Origin of the sequence: Streptomyces sp. col6 (assembly GCF_008042035.1) — a bacterium.
Lineage (GTDB): Bacteria > Actinomycetota > Actinomycetes > Streptomycetales > Streptomycetaceae > Streptomyces.
The window spans coordinates 97083-115422 of record NZ_RDBL01000014.1; the positions used below are offsets into that span (position 1 = coordinate 97083).

Consider the following 18340-nt stretch of genomic DNA (forward strand, 5'->3'; position numbering starts at 1 on the left):
TCGACGAAGGCAAGGTGACCTCGTATGAGCACGATGGAGCGTCAGGCCCACGCCACCGATGAGCCGGTGAACGTGCTGGTCTCGCGTGCCTCGCGGCAGATCTCGGAACTGGTTCGGGAGGAGATGCGGCTCGCCCGGGTGGAAATGACCCGGAAGGGCAAGCGGTACGGCAGGGGTGGCGGCCTCTTCGGCGCCGCCGGCCTGCTGGGCTTCCTGACGGCCCAGGCCGCGGTGGTGACGTGCATCGCCGCCCTCGCGTCGGTCCTGCCGGTGTGGGCGGCGGCTCTCGTCGTCACGGCGGTGCTGGCGGCCGCTGCCGCCGTCGCCGCCCTCGCGGGAAAGCGGCAGATCACCGAGGCCGGGCCGCCCGTGCCCGGACAGGCCGTCGACAGCGTCAAGGCTGATGTGGCAGAGATCAAGGAAAAGGCACACCGATGAGCGACACCCACCGGACGGACAACGAGAACCCCACACCCGAGGATCTGCGCAGGCAGGTCGAGCACACCCGTGACGAGCTCGGGATGACCGTCGAGGCGCTGGCCGCCAAGGCCGACGTCAAGGCGCAGGCGAAGGAGAGGACGGCCGCTGTGAAGCAGCAGACCGCGGAGAAGGCCGCCCTGGCCACCGGCCAGGTGCGCGACAAGGCGGCCCAGGTCGCCCGGAAGCTGAAGGAACACACGCCCGAACCCGTGCTGGAGAAGACGGCCCAGGCCGCCGCCCAGGTACGCGAGAGCGCGGCGAAGGCCGGACAGTACGCGGCGGACAAGGCGCCCGAACCGCTGCGCGAGACGGCCGGCCAGGCCGCCACCGCGGCACGCGCCAACCGCACCCCGCTGCTCGCGGCCGGTGCCCTGATCGCCGCCGTCCTGCTGATCCGCCGCACCCGGAGCCACCGCCGGTGAACGCGGCCAAGATCGCGTACAAGCCGGTCGGGCTCGTGCTCGGCGCCGCAGGCGGCATGCTCGCGGGCATGGCGTTCAAGCAGGTCTGGAAGGTCATCGAGGGCGAGGGCGACGCCCCGGACGCCATGGACGAGGACCGCCGCTGGAAGGAGATCCTGCTGGCGGCGGCCGTCCAGGGCGCGATCTTCGCCGTGGTCAAGGCGGCGATAGAGCGTTCGGGCGCCGTGACCACTCGCCGTCTGACCGGCACCTGGCCCGGCTGAGACGGCGGAGACGGAGGGGGCCGGCGCCCGTGACGGCGCGGCGGCCCCCTCCGCTGCGCACGGCCGTCACCGTCGGCCGGCCGCGACCGGCTCACCGGGGACGGGCGCGGGCGGGCTGCGGGCCTGCGAACCCCGCGGTCATCGGGGAACGTGGAGCACATGACTCCTTCGCAGAACCCGGACCCCGACCCGGACCCCCGCGAGACCCCAGGACGGGCGCGCGGCGGCGGAGTGCCGCCCGGTGAGACCCCGCCCCCCGAGAGCGGCTTGTCGGGGACGGGCCCCCGGGACACCACGTACAACCCGCCGAAGGGCTGGGCTAAGGCGCCGATGGCACTGATCATCGTCGTCACGCTGCTCATCGCGGCGTTCTTCCTGGTCTACGCGATCATCCTGCTGCTCTGACGCGGCGGGACGGACGACCCGAACGGCGCAACCGCCGGGAGCGGGGCGGGCCGGCTCAGGAGTTGTCGACGATCTGGTACAGGTAGATCAGCTGGTGCTCGTCGTCCGGCAGCGAGTTCGGGTCGCCGTCGGGCACATCCGTCCGGAAGTAGAACTGCGGCGCCTCGGGGCCGTTGAGCTGCCCGTTGTCCTGCATGGCGGCCATCCGGTCGAGGAACAGGTCGACCGAGGGCGTCTTCGTCCCGATGTCCTTCGCGAGCGCGCCGCCCAGCACCACCTTCAGGTGCTCCGTGTCGATCCGTACCTGCGTCGTCGACCCCCGTGCGCTGGTCGGCCGGAACGTGAAGCCCGAACCGTCGCACTCGTACATGCCGAACACCAGGCCCATCACCGTCGGGCTCTCGCCGCCCCAGCTGACGGACGCCGCCGAGCCGTACGGTCCCTGGCCGCCGTGCTCGCACACCGAGCCCTCCGGAGGCGTCTGGCGGTCCGCGAACTTCCACCCGCCGTTGCCGCTGCCGCCGGTCTCGGTCTCCTTCGGCGTCGCCTTCCCCGTCGGCTCGGCGGCCGGCTTCGACGCCGTGTCCGAGGGCCCCGACGCACTCGCGGACGGACTCGCCGCACCGCCGGCGTTCTCGTCGCTCCCGCCCGGCTCGCACGCCGTGGTCGCCAGGGCCGCCGCGACGGCCAGCCCCAGGGCGTACAGCCTCATGTTCCTGTGCATCAGATCCCCCGATGTTCCGCACGTGGTGATGTGCATGACCAATGAATGGCGCATGGGCAGTGTGTGCCCGGACCCCGGTGTTCCGCGCCGCCCGTTCCGTACCGTTACGGAGCGGGGACACGGGCGCAGCAATCGCGGCAGCCGCGAAGGGCCCCGACGGGGACGGTCAGTCGGTGCCTTCGACGATACGGAAGTCGCGCTCGACGCCGTCGGAGAGGGCGGCCAGCGCCTCCTGGTAGGCCGCACTCTCGCGCGCAGCGACCGCCTGCTCGAAGCTGTCGAACTCGATCAGGACCGTGCGCTCGGCGATTCCGGCGTCATGCGCCGTGACCCGGCCGCCACGGACGAGGACCCGGCCGCCCCCGGCCCTGACGGCCGGAGCGGCCAGACTGTTGTAGGCAGCCAGCTTCTCGGGGTCGGAAATCGTGCGGTAGACGCTGACCCAGTAGCCCTTGGGCATGGAACCTCCAGTGTGTGGTAACGCGTGCGTACGACTTACAGGTTGGTCTCGGACGGGCGTCTGCGGGCGAGGAAGAGGCCGGTCAGCGTCGTGACCATCATGGCGCCGATGCCGATCAGCGCCGCCGTGGTGTAGGCGCTGTCGTCGGGGAACAGCCGGCCGGGGGCGGTGCCCGTGGCGAGGACCAGACCGCCGATGGCGCTCCCCAGGGAGTAACCGACGCTGCGGACGACGTAGTTGAAGCTCATGGCGCTCGACGTCTCGCTCCTGGGCGTGACGGCCAGGATGACGCCGGGCATCGCGGCCGAGAAGCCGCCGACGCCGAAGCCGAGCACGCCCATCGCCGTGAACAGTTCGGCCAGGTCCGACCGGGCCGCCGCGAACAGGGCGAACCCGCCGCCGACCACGACGGCACTGCCGGCCAGGAGCAGGGGGTCGGCGACCCGCCTGCGGAGCCGAGGCGTGAGCTTGCCGGCGACGAACCCCAGCACCGAGAACGGGATGAGGACCAGCCCGGCGACGAAGGTCGTCAGCCCGAAGCCGTAGCCGGCGCCGTGAGGTGTCTGCGCGTACCGGGTGACGAGCGTGAGCAAGAGGTACATGCCGATCCCGCCGACGAACATGGCGAGGTTCGCCCCGGCGACCGCCGGATGCCGCACCGCCCGCACATCGACCAGGGGCGTCGCGCCGCGCAGTTCGACGGCGACCCAGGCGCAGAGCAGCACCACCGCGGCGACGGCGAGCCCCGACACCACGGTGAGGTGACGGCTCCACAGATTCCGTTCGCCGGCGAGGAACAGCACCAGGAGCAGCGCGGCGGCCAGGAGTACGGCGCCCGCCACGTCCACATGCGCGGAGCGGCCTTCCGGGGCTTCGGGCATGGAGCGCCACGCGGTGAGCAGGGCGGCGGCGGTGACGACCAGACCGAGGCCGTAGGCGGCCCGTACCCCGCCGAGTTCGGCGAGGAGTGCGGTCAGCGGGTAGCCGACGCCGGCCCCGATGATCGAGACCACCGAGATCAGGGCGATCACGGACGCGCTCCGCTCCTCGGGGAGGTGGTCCCGGGCCACGCCCATCATCAGCGCCGTCAGCCCGAGCCCGACGCCCTGGGCCGCCCGGCCTGCCAGCAGCCAGGCGAACGGCAGGGGCAGCACGGTCAGCGCGCTGCCGGCGACGACTACCGCCAGCGTGGCGAGGATCGTCGCCCGCCGGTGCGGACCTGCTCCGAGCCGCCCCAGGACCGGCGTGGCGACCGCGCCGCTGAGCAGGGCGACGGTCAGCGTCCACTGCGCGCTGCCGAGCGGGACGTGGAACGAGGTCGCCACGCCGGTGATGAGCGGCGCCCCGAGGCTGCCGACCGCCGCCACGACCAGAGCGATGAACATCAGGGCGGGGATCAGCAGCCGCCCCTCGGGGCGCGCCTCTGGGAACGCCTGCACCGCGACGCCGTCGACCGGCTGCCGGGTCACCGCTTCGGCCCGTCGTGGTCCTGGCTTTCGAGCTCCGCCAGATGCGTCAGCGCCGGCAGGGCCGCCACCAGCGCCTCGACCTCGTCGGCGGTCAGCTCGCCGATCAACCGCTCGAACGCATGGACGCCCGCCTGGTGCCGCGTCCGGACATAGGAGGCGCCGGCCTCGGTCAGGTACACCAGCGTGACCCGTCTGTCGGACGCGTCACCGCGCCGTTCGACCAGGCCGGACTCCTCCATCACCCGGACCAGGGCGGTCATCGCCGGCTGGGTGACGCCCTCGACCGCGGCCAGATCGGTGATACGACGGGGGCCGGTCCGGTCCAGGGTGGCGAGGGTGGCGGCGGACGTCAGGCTCATGTCCCGGGGCAGGCGCTTCACGGCCCTGGTGGCCAGGCCGTAGAGGGTTGCCCCGATGGCGGCGGACGCGCCGGCGGCGGTGTCGTGACGACTCATGCCAGAAGTATAGCGTGTTTATATTCATAGCTTATGTAAATGCCCCGGCTGCCGCGAACACCTCGGTCAGTCCTCGGCGTTAGGCAGCCGCCAGCCGAAGGGCATCAGATCCTGCTCCCAGGAGGGAGATCCGGCCAACGCGCCAGCGGCCTCGGGTACGCGCAGAAGGCAGCGGTGGCGCAGCAGTTCGCGGCGTTCACCTGAGGTGAGGAGCCTCTCCGCGTGGCCGAGATTGGCCGGGTGGTCGGCATGCAGGGTCGTACTGCCGTCGATCGGGCTGTTACCCGTCACATTGAGGCGGTCACCGGCCGGGGTCCGGTGGTCGAGGCGGAAGCCCGTACGCCACTGGGAGTTGCTGCCCCAGCCCTGGGACAGGTCCACCGTCGGCCGGTGGCGGCGCCGGAAGGCCCAGTAGAGCGGTGAGCGGTCGGCGACGCCGCGCCGGGCGTGCCCGACGCCTGCGCGGATGCGGCGTCCTGGGCGCGTCGGCCGCACTGGTCGCACCGTCCGACGCACACGCCGCCGAGAACACGCTCCGGGTCGCGGCGGCGCAGAGCGGCCGCTGCTTCGGCACCGCCATCGCCTCGGGCAAGCTCGCCAGCCTCAACTCGGACGGCTCCATCACCGGTGTGCAGTCGGGGCTCTGCCTCGACGCCGTCGGCACCGGCACCGCCAACGGCACCCAGAACCAGCTCCACTCCTGCTCCAACGGCAGCAACCAGCGCTGGACCCGAACCTGAGGGATCGGGCGGACACCGGAGAGGCCGCAACCGATGACGGACTCGGTTGCGGCCTCTCCGGCTGCCTGCGTCGCGGATCTGCCCCGGACTCTACGAGTCCCGCTTGGCGCGGACGCCCTCGGCGATACGGGCACCCACCGCCGGATCGATGTTGGTCCAGTACGTGAACGCGCGCTCCAGGACCGGTTCGCTCACCCCGTCGAGGAGGTGGCCGACGACGTTGTCGACGAGGCGGTCGCGCGCCGCGTCGTCCAGGATCTCGCGCACCAGGGTGCCGGGCTGTCCCCAGTCGTCGTCCTCCGGATGCGAGACATAGGCGGACCGGGTGATCTCGCCGTCGACACCCCAGCTGGGCGGGGTGCCGTACCGCTCCGTGTCGGCGGCGGGCCCGCCCTTGGAGTTCGGCGCGTAGACCGGGTCCGACGTCTTCCGGTAGGCCATCGCGCCGTCCTTGGAGTACGTGTGGACGTCGACGACCGGCGCGTTCACCGGCAGTTGCTGGTAGTTGGTGCCGATGCGGGCGCGGTGGGCGTCCGCGTACGAGAAGAGCCGGCCCAGCAGCATCCGGTCCGGGCTCGGGCCGATGCCGGGCACGAAGTTGTTCGGCTGGAAGGCGGCCTGCTCGATCTGGGCGTGGTTGTCGGTCGGGTTGCGGTCCAGCGTCATGCGGCCCACCGGGATGAGCGGGTAGTCGCCGTGCGGCCAGACCTTGGTGAGGTCGAACGGGTTGAAGCGGTACGTCGCCGCGTCCTCGAACGGCATGACCTGCACATGCAGCGTCCACGAGGGGAAGTCCCCGTCCCGGATGTGCTCGAACAGGTCCCGCATATGGAAGTCCGAGTCGGCGCCGGCCATTCGGTCGGCCTCCTCCTGGGGGAAGAACTCGATGCCCTGGTCGGTCTTGAAGTGATACTTCACCCAGAACCGCTCGCCGGACGCGTTGATCCACATGTACGTGTGGGAGGTGTACCCGTTCATATGACGCCAGGTACGCGGGATACCCCGGTCGCCCATCAGCCATGTCACCTGGTGCGCGGACTCGGGGGAGAGGGTCCAGAAGTCCCACTGCATGTCGTGGTCGCGCAGATTGTTGTCTGCGCGGCGCTTCTGGGACCGGATGAAGTGCTGGAACTTCATCGGGTCCTTCACGAAGAAGACCGGCGTGTTGTTGCCGACCATGTCGTAGTTGCCCTCGGACGTGTAGAACTTCACCGCGAAGCCCCGGGGGTCCCGCCAGGTGTCCGGGCTGCCCCGTTCCCCGGCCACGGTGGAGAACCGGGCGACCAGGTCGGTGCGGACCCCCGGCTGGAACAGCGCCGCCTTGGTGTAGCGGCTGACGTCATGGGTGACCTCGAAGTGCCCGAACGCGCCACTGCCCTTGGCGTGCGGCTGGCGCTCCGGGATCCGCTCGCGGTTGAACTGCGCCATCTGCTCGATCAGGTAGGCGTCCTGAAGCAGGACGGGTCCGCCCGGGCCCGCGGTGAGCGAGTGTTCGTCGCTCTCCACCGGGGCCCCGGAATCGGTGGTCGTCGCCGGTCGGCTCTCGGTCATCGCGGCCTGCCTTTCGTACTCGCGTCGTCGCGCCTGCCTACCCTCAGCCTTCTCGACAGCAGCCGCCACTTGAAACATCACGCTCGGTCACCTCCGCCCTTGTGGAGCGCTTCCACAGGGGCGGAGAGTGACGGGGCGCCCGGGGCAACCAGGTGAACGACTCCGTGTCCCGCAGACCCTTCACCGGGCAGGGCTGCCGAGTCCGCCGGACAGCGTCGGCGCCGGCCGCGGAGCCGACGAGGGCCGCACACAGCCCCCGGACTCGCCGCGCCGCCGGCGTCCCCGCTCGGCACGCACGCCGTGGTGGCCTGGGTGGTCGCGGCGGCCGGCCACAGGGCGTACAGCTTCGTGTGCAGTGTGTTTCCGGCCCCGGGGGTTCCGCCCCGCCCGCTCCGGGCCGTCACGGAGCGCGGACAGGCGCGGAACGAAAGGCCCCGCCCCCCTGGGGGAGGCGGGGCTGAGGTGCGGCCGGCGGCGTACGGGATGCCGGCGGCACCTGTCGCGTCGTCAGCGCCGCAGTGTCAGCAGGCCCGGACGGTAGGGCAGCAGACCGTAGTCACCTCCGGAGCTGGGGCTGCGGCCCTGGTAGAGCAACTGCAGGTTGCAGGGGTCGACGGTCATGGTCTGGTCGGGGCCGGTGCGGATGAGTTCGCCGTGGCTGATGTCGTTGGTCCAGGTGGCGCCGCTGTTGGCCTTGCCGGCGAAGGGGTTGCTCTCGGCCGCGGCCTGCGGCGTCCACGACCCGTTCAGGCTGGTGGAGGTGAAGGAGCGGAAGTAGCGGCCCTGGGAACCGATCGCCTCGACGATCATGAGGTAACGATTCTGGCCCTGCAGCTTGTAGATCTGCGGGGCTTCGAACAGGTTGTTCGTCGTGTCGCTCATGACCACGGTCGAAGACGACCCGAAGCTGCCCGGGAAGTTTCCGATCGGCATGCTCGCCCGGTAGATCTTGCCGTTGTCACCGGCGAAGAACAGGTACATGTTCGTCCCGTCACCGATGAGCGTCTGGTCGATGGGGCCCGTTCCGGAGCCGCTGATGCTTCCGGAGAAGAGCGTCTGCGGGGCCGACCAGCCGTTGGCGTTGGCCGGGTCGTTCGACGTGCGGTACGAGAAGGCGGTCGCGCCCCACTGGTAGGTGAGCACCCAGATGTTCTTCGGCGCGAAGTAGAACAGCGTGGGCGCAACGGTCGCGGAGGACATTGCGTTCTGCCCGGCCGACGCCATGGCCGGCCAGTCGGTGAACAGGCTGAAGTTCATGGACCCCCAGCTCGACCCCAGGTCGTGCGTCGTGGCGTAGACGAGCTGCTTCCCGTTGTACGGGACGACGGTGAAGTCCTTCAGCGAGGCCCAGCCCGACCTGGGCTGCGCCAGCGCGCCCGTGGAGCTCCAGCTGTACGTGGACGGGAGTTCGCACGTACCGGTGCCGGGGTTCTCGTCGCCGACCTTCACCAGTTTCCACTGCTGGTTGGTGCCGCCCCAGTCGTCGTACTGGACGATGTTCGCGTTGTCGGCGGTGGAGCCGCCCTGTACTTCGAGGGCCTTGCCGCTGTGGCGCGAGATGAGCCGCACGTAGCCGTCACTGCTGTCGGCCAGCCGCCACTGCTGGTTGGTGGCGTTCAGATCGGTCCACTGGACGATCGACCCGCCGTTCGCGGTCGACCAGTTGTAGACGTCCAGCACCTTTGCCGAGTGGCGGGACTTGACGCGGTAGTAGCCGTCGCCGGAATCGACGAACTGCCACTGCTGCTGGGCCTGATCGTTCCGGGTCCACTGGGTGAGGCGGGCGCCGTCGGAAGTCGCCAGGTTGTAGAGGTCCAGGGCCTTGCCGCTCCCGCGGTTGACCAGGACGTACGAGGCGTTGGAATCGACGGTCGCCGCGGCGGCGGGCTGGGCGCCGAGGACGGTGGCGATGAGCAACAGGGGTGCGAGGGCGGCGAGCAGACGCCCTGGGCGAAGGCGGAACGGTGGTCGAAGCCGCATCGGGGAGACCTCCAGAGTGCGGGGTGCGGGGGCAGAGGCACCGTCGAAATGTTTCGAGTGAAAGCCGGTGCGTGGGGCCACAAGTTAGAAATGTTAACGCTCACAGTCAAGGTTCTCGACAGATTGTTTCCGGGAGAAGCGTGTACCGGCGACATCGAAATATTTCGATCGAAGAACGGAAACATTCTCGGTGGGAAGTGTTGACGAGTCACGGTCAAAGCCTCAATCATCCGTGTCTGTGCGGGCCACGGGGTCCGCCGAGCTTCTGCCCTTCCGAGATTCCCCTACCGAGGAGGCACAGCCATGGGCTCCTACGCCCTTCCGAGATCCGCTCTCAGCCGACCGCTCCGCGCCTTGCTGCCGGCGCTGCTCGTCGGCGTCCTGGGCGCTTCCGCCGCGCTGGTCGCACCGCCGAGCGCACACGCCGCGGAGAGCACGCTCGGGGCCGCGGCGGCACAGAGCGGCCGCTACTTCGGTACCGCCATCGCCTCGGGGAAGCTCGGGGACTCGGCGTACACGTCGATCGCGAGCCGCGAGTTCAACATGGTGACGGCCGAGAACGAGATGAAGATCGACGCGACCGAGCCGCAGCGGGGCCAGTTCAACTTCAGCAGCGCCGACCGCGTATACAACTGGGCGGTACAGAACGGCAAGCAGGTGCGCGGCCACACCCTGGCCTGGTACTCGCAGCAGCCCGGCTGGATGCAGAGCCTGAGCGGCAGTTCGCTGCGTCAGGCGATGATCGACCACATCAACGGCGTGATGGCCCATTACAAGGGCAAGATCGCTCAGTGGGACGTGGTGAACGAGGCGTTCGCGGACGGCAATTCGGGCGGCCGTCGCGACTCCAACCTGCAGCGCACCGGCAACGACTGGATCGAGGTCGCCTTCCGCACCGCGCGCGCCGCCGATCCTTCCGCCAAGCTCTGCTACAACGACTACAACATCGAGAACTGGAACTGGGCCAAGACCCAGGGCGTGTACAACATGGTCAAGGACTTCAAGTCGCGCGGCGTGCCTATCGACTGCGTCGGCTTCCAGTCCCACTTCAACAGCGGCAGCCCGTACGACAGCAACTTCCGAACCACGCTGCAGAACTTCGCCGCCCTCGGCGTGGACGTGGCCATCACGGAGCTCGACATCCAGGGTGCCTCGGCCTCGACCTACGCCGCCGTGACCAACGACTGTCTGGCCGTCTCGCGCTGCCTCGGCATCACCGTCTGGGGCGTACGCGACAGCGACTCCTGGCGATCGGGTGACACTCCGCTGCTGTTCAACAACGACGGCAGCAAGAAGGCGGCGTACACCTCCGTCCTGAACGCCCTCAACGGCGGCTCGACCACGCCGCCCGACCCCGGCGGCAACGGCGGCGGGCAGCTCAAGGGCGTCGGCTCGGGCCGTTGCGTGGACGTGCCCAACTCCAGCACATCGGACGGCACCGCAGTCCAGCTGTACGACTGCCACAGCGCCACCAACCAGCAGTGGCAGCAGACCTCCGCCGGGGAGCTGCGGGTCTACGGCAACAAGTGCCTGGATGCCGCCGGCACCGGCAACGGTGCCAAGGTCCAGATCTACAGCTGCTGGGGCGCCGACAACCAGAAGTGGCGGCTGAACTCCGACGGGTCCATCGTCGGCGTGCAGTCGGGCCTCTGCCTCGACGCGGTGGGAGCCGGCACCGCCAACGGCACCCAGCTCCAGCTCTACACCTGCTCCAACGGCAGCAACCAGCGCTGGACCCTGTCGTCCTGACACGGTCCCGCACCGGCCTCCCCCTACGAGGAATCCGCTGAGAGCCCGGGGGCCACCGCCGTCACGGCGGTGGCCCCCGGTGGCGCGGACCTCCGTCCCCGCTTCCGGAGCGATCCCCGCCCGGCACCTTGAAGGGAACCGCTTCAGTGCAGACCTACGACAACCCGGTGATCATCGGTGTTCGTGAAAGCGTTCGGCGAGTCACCGGCGGACGATGTCCTCGCCGCAGAGGCAGAAGGGCTCGCCGTGCTGCGCGAGGTGGGCGGCATCACTACGCCCGAGGTCCTATGTGCGGACCGCGACGCGCTCGCCTGTCCGTGCTGCGGCCCCGACGTGACACCGAAGTCTGGGAGCAACTCGCGCAGGCGCTCGCCCGTCAGCACACCGCCACGCGGCACCCCGGCCCCGACGGGCGCCCCGCGCTGATCGATCCCGCGGTGTCGTACACGTGGGCGGAAGTCGATCTGGCCCATCTCTGGACGACAGCGCCTCCGCCCGAGGCACATGTGTTCTTCGAGGTGTACGCGGAACTGGCCGGGCTCGACCGCGATTGGCGTGCCCGGATGCCGATCCTGCAACTGCGGCAACACCTCGCGGTCATCGCGCAGTTCTCCCCGGACTGGGGTACCGCGGACCTCGTACGAGCCGCGCTCGCGCCGTTCCGGCGGCTGTCCTGAGCCGGCCGGGGCGGAGCGGAGTGACGCCCGCGTCGCCTGAACGCCGGTCGCGAGGAGAAGGGGCGGTGCGCCGGCGGCTGGACGACTCGCCCCGTTGCGGGTGTCTCTCGTCGCCGGTGCGACTGCGCGAAGCCCGGCCGCCTGCTCAGCCGCGGGCGCGGAGAGTCGCGCCAGGGGTCACGCCGTACAGCCCGCGGTAGGCGGCTGCGAAGCGGCCGACATGTGCGAAGCCCCAACGGGCGGCGATCCGGGTCACGCTGGACGTGGCGGGGTCGGCGGTCCGCAGATCGTCGTGCGCGCGAGTCAGGCGCACGCGGCGCAGGTAGGCGAGGGGGCTCATGCCGGCGTGCCGGCTGAAGGCGTACTGCACGGCGCGCGGGGTGACGAAGGCGGCGGCCGCGATCTCGGACAGGCCGACGGCGCGGTGGGCGTTCTCCTCGATGAACGCTTTCGCCCGGCGCAAGGTGTCCGCATTGCCGTCCCTGCCGTCGATGCGGTGGTGCCCCTCCTGCTGCGCCGTGCTGGGGAAAGCAGTCAGGGCAACAGCGGCCAGATGCTGTGTGGCGGTGGCCACGACGAGGGGATCCGGGGCAGGGGCCGTCAGGACCTGGTCACGCAGGAACGCGACGGTGCTGCCGAAGCGGCGGTTGGCGTCTGCGTCGAGCGCCCGGTGACCGGTGAAGCGGACCGGTCCGGCCGGAGTGCGGGCGCCGACAGTGGCGGCCTGGTCGAGCACCGACGGATCGAACATGGTGATGGTGTAGCGCGCGGAGTGCAGAGCGCCGGTGTAGGGCCGGTCGGGAAGAGCGATGAGGAAACTCTCGCCCGGACCGTAGACGTCGTCGCGGCCGTCGGTGGTGTCCACCATGCTGCCGCTGTGCACGGTGATCAAGCAGACCCGGCCCAGTGGCTCGGCGTCGTAGGACATGGTGTAGCCGAAGGCCAGGCGGTCGACGGTCAGGCCCTCGGCAGCCGTCCGCACGATGCGCGTCCGGGTGTCGTGGGGGCGGCCGCCGATGCGCATCGGTGTGTACGCCCGCGACAGGAACTCCTCCGTCGCGGTCAGGCTGCCGCTGTCGAAACGCTCCGTCTCCACCTTCGTCTCCCGCCCGGCCTTCGGTGCGACGGCCCGCCTCATCGTACGGCGCCGTCCGGCCCGCTTCACGGCGTTGCGGAGTCGGTGCGGACCCGCGGATGCGCCGGTCCCGGAGGCCGCGGAGTTCACGAAGGACGAAAAGCGAAACGCCGGAGCCTCTGCCGCGAAGGATGGGCCGGAAGTACGGAGACGTGCGTATGTGGGATGAGGGTGGGGGCATGGGACGGACCGGGTGGCCCACTCCAGGGGTCGCCGGGACGGCTTGCACCGGAGGGGGCCCGCAGTGCTCACACATCACACGACTCGGCACCCCGGCGAGTGCGCCGAGATTTCGGTGGACCAGGACGCGAGAGCAGACCGCTGGGTGCTGTACGCGCGGGGGACGTTCGACGCGGTCACCACCAGCCTCCTGACGCAGGTGCTGGACCGGGCCCGGCGAGCGCGGGTTTCTCACATCGTGGTCGACTGTTCCGCCGTCACGTTCGCGGACGTCGCCTTCTTGCGTGCGCTCCTCGGTCACTTCCGCGACCCACTGCTCGTGGTGGACGAACCATCCCCGGTCGTGCGCCGTCTTCTGGAAGTCACCGACTCCACCGGTCTCCTTCTGAGCGGGAGCGGCCCGGGGGAGACCTGAGCGGTGCGGCGCCCTAGGTGAGAGGTACAGCGACGTCGATTCGTTTACCGGTGTCGGTCGAGACCACCGACAGGCGCTTCGCCAGTCGATTGACCATGGGCCAGCCAAAACCACCCGCGGTGAAGTCTCCCGGCGCGCGCAAGCGGAGGACAGGAGGAGCGGTGCTCCTGTCGGCGACCGACATGACGAGTTCGTCGCCCTCGATCCATGCGGAGAAATTCGTGAGTCCGCCTCCGTGCCGGTAGGCATTGGTGACCAGCTCCGAAGTCACCAACAGGGCGTCCGCCCAGACGACGTCGTCCCGGCTCTCCCCGTCACCGGTGAAGAAGCGGGTGCGCAGGAGGGAGTCGACCTTGTCGCGCGCTTCGGCCGGGTTCGAAGGGATCTCGGAGCCGACGGCGGCGGGAGCCCCGACAAGCTCTTCGGTCACGCTCTCACCACCGCCCGTCAGCCGTTACGTCGTCGTGCACCCGCCTGCCCACTGATCGAGGACTTATACCGACGTGCGGCTGTCGGCGGGACTTTCCGGACACGGCCCAGGCGCACCGCTACGAAACACAGGCAGTCCGCCTGCCGCGAGTCGAGCGCTCATGTCACGCAGCAGCCCCTGGCCCGACCCGCCGGCCGCGGTGAGCATTTCCTCGAAGATCCGCAGACGACGGAGGGGCCACGTCACCTCGGTCGTGGACTCCAGTAGGGTCCTACGAGCCGGCCGGCCGTCCGGATTTCTCTGCTGTGCGGGTTGCTCCTCTGCTGGAGGCGACCACGCACCCATTCCGAATCGATCGGTATGCTCGTGATGCTGCTGATCGGTCGAGTTGCGAGGGTCGCATGCGGGACCTGCTCTATCTTTCACAACCGAAACTCCGGCATTTCCATGGTGGTCCGGAGAGTCCCCTCGGGAGCCGTTCCTTCGAGGTTGAGACGACGGCGTTCGGTGTCGGGGGCCGCGTTGCAGTCGGGGAGTCCGGCTCGGCCGGTTCCGGTGAGTCCGAGGGTCCCGATCTGGAAACGGCGATCACGCATCTCGCGAAGACATGCACGGCGCACACGGCGGTCCCGGCCTCGTGTCGTTCCGTAGGAGCGTATGAGTGGATGGAGTTCTCGGGCCCGTTTCACCGAGGCCCCCGCCTCCGGGACTGGGGTCTGCACGACAAGGGGGTGTACACCTTCACGTCGCACGAGAACCCCTTGCTGTGCCCCGGGTTCACAGGAGAATCCGAGTGTTCTGGCGTCGAGGTGTTGCTCTGCGGGTCTGCGCGGCATGTCATCGGGGAGGAAGACCAACCCCGGACTCGGATGGGATCCGGATCGGACTGGCTGCACGACATGGCTGCCGAGTTGGTGGGCATGGAGGAACGTGGTGAGACAGCTCTTCCCGAATCCCTGGCACGCACTCCGCGAGGAGTGCAGGAGTACGCGGCCAGAGTGGCCCACGACATGATGGTCTCTTGGCGACAAGGACCCGTTCACGTGCACGGCCACGCCCGAGTCCTGTGCAATTTCGAAGCGGTGGACGGGCAGCACCGGCTGATCGTGGCGACCCCATTGTACGTTGAGATTGCCCCACCTCCGCGGGAGGGCGCCTTGGTGCCGCAACCCGCGCGGCGCCGATGGCCCCGGAAGTTCCGGGTCTACCCGCCGGCGCGTTGATTCGGATCCTGTGCCACCCGCCCGTGCCCGCTCGCCATCGAGCGCCAGTCAGCGCCCGGGTCACGCCCCCGGAAGGCCCGCGGTCCGCTGCGAGACGACGGCACAGCGCCGCGAACGGGACGACGGCGCGAGACGGGCAATTCCCGGACGCCGCGAATGCCGTTGTGAAACCCAGGAGTGTCTTCGGCCGGATCTGCCGTATGGCACGACGGGTACCGCTCCTCGAAGTCGGCCACATCGACAACCATGCTGCAGGTGGACGCGACTACCCCAGCGCGATCATTGCCCTCTGCCCTGCCAACAAGACTCGTGGCGCAGACCGGGATGAGCTGAAGGAGCGGCTCCGGACGGTGGCTCCGCGGCGTCACCCAAGCGCTGCGCGGCAAGGGCCGGGATGAAGCCGGCTACCCGGGGCCCGCGCACCTCCGACAGCTGAAAGCCACGACGTGTCTCCCGGTAAGCCATCAGGGTGACCGCGCCCCCGCGATGGTCCCCTCGGGAGCAGGAGCTCGTGGGCATCAGGCTTCGGGGCGCTCATGGTGTGACGGCGATCACGAGGGCTCCCGGCGGGGGGCTACGTAAGATTGCGTGGGCGCCGGGATGGGGGGCGGGGGAGCGTGCGGGCAACCCCGAACGTCGCCTGATGAGGCGCCAGGAAGCGGCAAGCGGTCAGCATGAGTCCTGAAGAACCTGAAGAATGCTGCCCGGACATGCTACTCGTTGTAGAGTGGCCAACCAGCCCTTGACCTGCGGATACGCAGGCAGGGAGCCTGAGCCCAGGAGTACCTCGATGATACGAACGATGTTCAAGTCCAAGATTCACCGTGCCACCGTCACCCAGGCCGACCTGCACTACGTGGGTTCGGTCACCATCGACGCCGAGTTGATGGAGGCCGCGGATCTGCTGCCCGGTGAGCTGGTGCACATCGTGGACATCGACAACGGTGCCCGGCTGGAGACGTACGTCATCGAGGGCGAGCGCGGTTCCGGTGTGATCGGGATCAACGGTGCGGCCGCCCACCTCGTGCACCCGGGTGACCTGGTCATCCTCATCAGCTATGCCCAGGTCGAGGATGCCGAGGCGCGCGCCCTCGTCCCGCGTATCGTGCACGTCGACGCGGACAACCGCATCGTCGCACTCGGTGCCGACGCCTCCGCGCCCGTGCCGGGCAGTGACACCGAGCGCAGCCCGCACGCGGTGCCCGCGGCGCGCTGAGGCGGCTCGTCCAGCAAGGGAGCAATCCGCATGGCAGAGCAGACCGGGCCCGAGATCCGTGACGACCGGGCGGCCGGCCGGCTGTCCGCGTTCGAGGACGGCGAGGCCGTCGGGGTCATCGCGTACTTCGTGATGGACGGTGAGCCCGCCGGGCTTGTCGCCGTCCACACCGTCGTCGAGCCCGGACACGAGGGCAAGGGCATCGGAGGTGCCCTGGTCAGGGAGTTCTACGCCATGGCGGGGCGCGAGGGAGTGCCGGTCGTTCCGCTGTGCCCGTACGCCGCCAAGTGGGCCTCGCGCCATCCCGACGAGGCCCCCGAGGCGCCGGACGCCCTGGTTGAGCGCGCCAAGACACAGCTCGCCTCGCACCCCGAGCTGTACTGAGCCGGAAGGACGTGTCCGCCGTGACGCTCGCGCTGCTGCACACCTCGCCGGTCCATGTCCCGGTCTTCGACGCTCTGCGCGACGCCGACCACCCGGGGACCGTCCTGCGTCATCTCGTACACGAGGAGCTGCTGACCAGGGCGGCGGAGCTGGGGCCCGAGGCGGTGGGGGACGACGTGGAGTCGCTGATCGCGGGGCTCGCCGCCGAAGGGGCGGACGCCGTGCTCTGCACCTGTTCGACGATCGGTGCCGTGGCCGAGTCCGCCGGGGTCGCCCTCGGCATCCCGGTCCTGCGCGTCGACCGGCCCATGGCCGCGGCGGCCGTCCGTGCGGGACGGGTCACCGTCCTGGCCGCCCTCGCCTCCACCCTGGAGCCGACCCGCGCGCTTCTCGCCGAGGAGGCGGGTGTGGCCGGCCTGCCCGGAGCGGATGTACGCACCGTGCTGGTGGAGGGGGCCTGGGAACGCTTCGTGGCCGGTGACCAGGAGGGCTTCCTGGACCTTGTGGCCGCCGCTGCCGACGCGGTGGGCGACGCGGACGTCATCGTGCTCGCCCAGGGCTCCATGGCGGGTGCGGCCGAGCGCACGACGACCGCGATCCAGGTGCTGTCCAGCCCCCGCCGCGGGCTGGCCGCCGCGGTGGCGGCGGCGGGGCGCTGAAGGGGCGGTCGGAGCGCTGAGTGACGGCCGTCGCCGGGCGGGCCCGGCTGTCGCCCGAACCGGTCGTCCGGGCGGCGTTCCTTCGTTCGTACGTGTGGGCTCGCCGGGCGCGGGCAGCCGCTCCGGGAGACGGTGGAAGAGAGATCCACCCCGATCGTTGGGAGCCCGAGATGACTCATCCGTTCCCCGACCCCGTGCCGCCGGGGCCGACCCCGGGTCCGCTGCCGGAGCCGACGCCGCCCGCGCCGACCCCGCCGGCGCCCACGCCCCCGGCGCCGAATCCGCCGGCACCGCCCGGCCCCGCGCCCGATCCGATCCCGCAGCCGCCCTCGCCGAACCCCGACCCGGTGCCGCCGCCCGAGCCGGAGCCGTCACCCGTGGGCTGACCGGGGGCGCGCGGTCAGCCGGCGGCCAGCATCGCGTCGGCCCGCGCCGTCACCTCGGTCAGGATCCGGCCCGCGGCGGCCAGGTCGTCGGCCGGCAGGTCCCCGTACAGGGCTGCCGCGATGTCGGCGACGCCGGCCTTGTACGACTGGACCAGCGCGTCGCCCGCGGGAGTGAGCGCCAGCAGGTCCGCGGGCCGCTCCTCCAGCAGCCCGGCGGACGTCAGCGCCGTGACGGTGGCCTCCGCCGCCGGGAGGCCGAGCTTCACCGCGCCGGTGAGACGCCCGGTCAGCGCGCCGCGTTCGATGGTGCCGCCCGCGGCTTCGGCGGCGTTGAGTGCCAGGGCCTCGTTGAAGGTGGTGCCCCGGGGCAGGAGCCGTTCGGCGAGGGCGCGGGTGGCGTAGTGGGCCATGCCGATGACCTGGCCGTTGACTGCGGGTGCGGTAGCCATGATTACTCCTCGCGGGAAACAGGGGGAACGGGCACATCGAGCAGGGCCGTCAGCGCCTCGGTGAACGCCTCGGTACCGGCGCCGCCGATACCGCCCAGAGGGGCGAGCAGCCCGTCGACGAGTTGCCGGACCACCGTGACCGCGCGGCCGGTCGTCTCGCGGCCCTTCTCGGTCAGGGACAGCAGGACCGCCCGGCTGTCCGCCGGGTCGGTGGTCCGTTCGACGAGCCCGGCGGATTCCAGGGCGCGGGCCAGCTTCGAGACGTAGAGCGCTTCGAGTCCGGTGTGGTCCGCCAGGGCGCGCTGACTCGGCCGCAGCCCCGCGTGTTCCATCCCCGACAGGGAAGCGACCAGCGAATACTGCGCGTGCGTCAGGCCGAGCGGGGCCAGGCCCCGGTCGATGGCCACCCGCCATTTCATGGACAGGCGCCAGACCAGGAAGCCCGGGGTCGCGCCCTCGATCGCGTTGCTCATGACGAATACCATACA

22 protein-coding genes and 1 pseudogene are annotated in these 18340 nt (G+C 70.4%); 12 read left to right on the forward strand and 11 right to left on the reverse strand.

Annotation, left to right across the window (positions count from 1 at the left end):
• Positions 1-24: 24 nt before the first annotated feature.
• From EAO73_RS24200 to EAO73_RS24215, 4 genes are all read left to right on the forward strand, one after another.
• Positions 25-438 (forward strand): phage holin family protein, encoded by a 414-nt coding sequence (locus EAO73_RS24200; RefSeq protein WP_147973686.1) that lies wholly within the window; start codon positions 25-27, stop codon positions 436-438.
• On the forward strand, positions 435-902 hold the full coding sequence (locus EAO73_RS24205; protein WP_147973687.1) for a DUF3618 domain-containing protein: 468 nt from the start codon (positions 435-437) through the stop codon (positions 900-902). The genes EAO73_RS24200 and EAO73_RS24205 overlap by 4 nt, the downstream gene beginning before the upstream one ends.
• On the forward strand, positions 899-1165 hold the full coding sequence (locus EAO73_RS24210; protein ID WP_147973688.1) for a DUF4235 domain-containing protein: 267 nt from the start codon (positions 899-901) through the stop codon (positions 1163-1165). Before EAO73_RS24205 ends, EAO73_RS24210 begins: the two co-directional genes overlap by 4 nt.
• A 159-nt stretch (positions 1166-1324) precedes the next feature.
• Positions 1325-1570, forward strand: coding sequence for a DUF6480 family protein (locus EAO73_RS24215; RefSeq protein ID WP_147973689.1), 246 nt, complete (start codon positions 1325-1327; stop codon positions 1568-1570).
• A 55-nt stretch (positions 1571-1625) separates the two neighbouring features.
• Here the strand turns inward: EAO73_RS24215 and EAO73_RS24220 are convergent, their stop codons facing one another.
• The 5 genes from EAO73_RS24220 to EAO73_RS24240 form a co-directional block, all read right to left on the reverse strand.
• Complete coding sequence (locus tag EAO73_RS24220) at positions 1626-2282, reverse strand: hypothetical protein (RefSeq protein ID WP_224756427.1); 657 nt, start codon at positions 2280-2282, stop codon at positions 1626-1628.
• Between the two features lie 178 nt (positions 2283-2460).
• Positions 2461-2754 carry a DUF1330 domain-containing protein gene (locus tag EAO73_RS24225; RefSeq protein WP_147973691.1) on the reverse strand — a complete coding sequence of 98 codons (294 nt, stop codon included), beginning with the start codon at positions 2752-2754 and terminating at the stop codon, positions 2461-2463.
• Positions 2755-2789: 35 nt separating this feature from the next.
• Positions 2790-4223: an MFS transporter gene (locus EAO73_RS24230; protein ID WP_147973692.1), complete on the reverse strand. Its 1434-nt coding sequence runs from the start codon at positions 4221-4223 to the stop codon at positions 2790-2792.
• Positions 4220-4678: a MarR family winged helix-turn-helix transcriptional regulator gene (locus tag EAO73_RS24235; RefSeq protein WP_224756428.1), complete on the reverse strand. Its 459-nt coding sequence runs from the start codon at positions 4676-4678 to the stop codon at positions 4220-4222. The genes EAO73_RS24230 and EAO73_RS24235 overlap by 4 nt, the downstream gene beginning before the upstream one ends.
• Before the next feature lie 66 nt (positions 4679-4744).
• Positions 4745-5059, reverse strand: a complete 315-nt coding sequence (locus tag EAO73_RS24240) for a hypothetical protein (RefSeq protein ID WP_147973693.1) — start codon at positions 5057-5059, stop codon at positions 4745-4747.
• Between the two features lie 221 nt (positions 5060-5280).
• On the opposite strand from EAO73_RS24240, the pseudogene EAO73_RS24245 reads away from it, so the two are divergent.
• Positions 5281-5418 (forward strand): annotated as a pseudogene (locus tag EAO73_RS24245) (RICIN domain-containing protein); the annotation flags it as partial.
• A gap of 90 nt (positions 5419-5508) precedes the next feature.
• Here EAO73_RS24245 and EAO73_RS24250 read toward each other — a convergent pair.
• Positions 5509-6969: a catalase gene (locus tag EAO73_RS24250; RefSeq protein ID WP_147973694.1), complete on the reverse strand. Its 1461-nt coding sequence runs from the start codon at positions 6967-6969 to the stop codon at positions 5509-5511.
• A 507-nt stretch (positions 6970-7476) separates the two neighbouring features.
• The gene (locus EAO73_RS24255; RefSeq protein WP_147973695.1) at positions 7477-8949 is read right to left on the reverse strand and encodes a non-reducing end alpha-L-arabinofuranosidase family hydrolase; all 1473 of its coding nucleotides are present in this window, start codon (positions 8947-8949) and stop codon (positions 7477-7479) included.
• A 303-nt stretch (positions 8950-9252) separates the two neighbouring features.
• Between EAO73_RS24255 and EAO73_RS24260 the strand changes: the two genes are divergently transcribed.
• Together EAO73_RS24260 and EAO73_RS24265 are read left to right on the forward strand one after the other, a co-directional pair.
• Positions 9253-10698, forward strand: a complete 1446-nt coding sequence (locus EAO73_RS24260; protein ID WP_147973696.1) for an endo-1,4-beta-xylanase — start codon at positions 9253-9255, stop codon at positions 10696-10698.
• A gap of 317 nt (positions 10699-11015) precedes the next feature.
• Positions 11016-11375 (forward strand): fructosamine kinase family protein, encoded by a 360-nt coding sequence (locus EAO73_RS24265; protein ID WP_224756429.1) that lies wholly within the window; start codon positions 11016-11018, stop codon positions 11373-11375.
• A gap of 145 nt (positions 11376-11520) precedes the next feature.
• Here the strand turns inward: EAO73_RS24265 and EAO73_RS24270 are convergent, their stop codons facing one another.
• Positions 11521-12471, reverse strand: a complete 951-nt coding sequence (locus EAO73_RS24270; protein ID WP_147973697.1) for a helix-turn-helix transcriptional regulator — start codon at positions 12469-12471, stop codon at positions 11521-11523.
• 283 nt (positions 12472-12754) lie between these two features.
• On the opposite strand from EAO73_RS24270, the gene EAO73_RS24275 reads away from it, so the two are divergent.
• Entirely contained in the window at positions 12755-13105 is a 351-nt protein-coding gene (locus EAO73_RS24275; RefSeq protein WP_147973698.1) for an STAS domain-containing protein, read from the forward strand.
• A gap of 13 nt (positions 13106-13118) precedes the next feature.
• Here EAO73_RS24275 and EAO73_RS24280 read toward each other — a convergent pair whose 3' ends face one another.
• Positions 13119-13535, reverse strand: coding sequence for an ATP-binding protein (locus tag EAO73_RS24280; RefSeq protein ID WP_147973699.1), 417 nt, complete (start codon positions 13533-13535; stop codon positions 13119-13121).
• Positions 13536-13936: 401 nt separating this feature from the next.
• On the opposite strand from EAO73_RS24280, the gene EAO73_RS37150 reads away from it, so the two are divergent.
• The 4 genes from EAO73_RS37150 to EAO73_RS24300 all read left to right on the forward strand — a co-directional run bounded on the left by EAO73_RS37150 (position 13937) and on the right by EAO73_RS24300 (position 17017).
• Positions 13937-14758: an SAVMC3_10250 family protein gene (locus EAO73_RS37150; protein ID WP_147973700.1), complete on the forward strand. Its 822-nt coding sequence runs from the start codon at positions 13937-13939 to the stop codon at positions 14756-14758.
• A gap of 790 nt (positions 14759-15548) precedes the next feature.
• Entirely contained in the window at positions 15549-15974 is a 426-nt protein-coding gene (gene panD, locus EAO73_RS24290; RefSeq protein WP_147973701.1) for an aspartate 1-decarboxylase, read from the forward strand.
• A 30-nt stretch (positions 15975-16004) separates the two neighbouring features.
• Entirely contained in the window at positions 16005-16358 is a 354-nt protein-coding gene (locus EAO73_RS24295; protein ID WP_147973702.1) for a GNAT family N-acetyltransferase, read from the forward strand.
• 20 nt (positions 16359-16378) lie between these two features.
• Positions 16379-17017 (forward strand): aspartate/glutamate racemase family protein, encoded by a 639-nt coding sequence (locus EAO73_RS24300; protein WP_147973703.1) that lies wholly within the window; start codon positions 16379-16381, stop codon positions 17015-17017.
• Between the two features lie 400 nt (positions 17018-17417).
• On the opposite strand, the gene EAO73_RS24310 is transcribed toward EAO73_RS24300, so the two are convergent.
• Together EAO73_RS24310 and EAO73_RS24315 are read right to left on the reverse strand one after the other, a co-directional pair.
• Positions 17418-17852, reverse strand: a complete 435-nt coding sequence (locus EAO73_RS24310; protein WP_147973705.1) for a hypothetical protein — start codon at positions 17850-17852, stop codon at positions 17418-17420.
• 2 nt (positions 17853-17854) lie between these two features.
• Positions 17855-18325, reverse strand: coding sequence for a MarR family winged helix-turn-helix transcriptional regulator (locus tag EAO73_RS24315; protein ID WP_147973706.1), 471 nt, complete (start codon positions 18323-18325; stop codon positions 17855-17857).
• Positions 18326-18340: the final 15 nt, after the last annotated feature.